Origin of the sequence: Noviherbaspirillum sp. ST9 (assembly GCF_048799745.1) — a bacterium.
GTDB lineage: Bacteria > Pseudomonadota > Gammaproteobacteria > Burkholderiales > Burkholderiaceae_D > Noviherbaspirillum.
Genome location: NZ_JBLWFR010000044.1, coordinates 1 through 881, shown reverse-complemented (window position 1 = coordinate 881; position 881 = coordinate 1). Strand labels below are relative to the sequence as shown.

Genomic DNA, 881 nt, shown 5'->3' with positions numbered 1-881 from the left:
CGAAAGATATGAAAGCCCGTGCGGAGTAAACACACTTCTAACTCGGCACAATCTCCCCGCTATCCTGCCTAGAAAGCCACCTTTAGAGCTGTGAACATGCAACAATGCAGGCCTTTCTCGTTTAATAATTTGACAGAATTGCCAAATAGTCTTTATATCTAAAAGCGGATTGAAGCCTCTTGCCATTTTGAGATTATAGTGCTTGATATTTTGATTTTCACACAAATCATTTATAGACTCGCCAAAGGGAGATACAATAATAAGTTCGAATTTAGACCTATCAACATTCAACACAATTTCTCTTATATAAGTTTCAACACCTCCAAGCGACTGCGTTAAAAACACTATTTTATTTCTTTCTTGCTTCATTTATGTCTAATATGTTAACTATTATTGATAAGCAATACATATAAAATCACCACACATATAAAAACCTTATACGGCAACTAAAAAAAGGGTATACAAAGTGATTTGCCTACTTAACCCGGTATGATTGAGTTATGCTAATTCCATTTAAAAAACTTTCTAACGACTCGACTCTCGTTCCTGTATATCATATTAATGTAATGCTTTGTGCCTGTTTATTAATTACAACACTATTAGCAGCTACATCCTTATAAATAACACAGCCCGCTCCAATGACACAATTATCACCAATTGTAACTCCTTTTAATATAACCACATTAGATCCAATCCAACAACGTTTACCAATCTTCACAGGAGAAATAACGTACCCCTGGTCTTTCAACGGAACATTCATATCAGAATACTTATGATTATGATCGTATATCTTAACACATTCACCCACTATTGTACCATCATCAATATTGACATTTTCCATAGATGCGATAGATAAATAATTATCAAAAAAACAATTTCGC

2 protein-coding genes are annotated in these 881 nt (G+C 34.1%); both read right to left on the bottom strand.

What is annotated here, in order from left to right; all coding sequences use genetic code 11:
- Positions 1 to 369 (bottom strand): glycosyltransferase (locus ACNOHI_RS24635; RefSeq protein ID WP_420477367.1); only part of this gene is annotated, 369 nt, incomplete at its 3' end.
- 184 nt (positions 370 to 553) lie between these two features.
- A partial coding sequence (locus ACNOHI_RS24630; RefSeq protein WP_420477366.1) for an acyltransferase occupies positions 554 to 881 on the bottom strand: 328 nt, incomplete at its 5' end.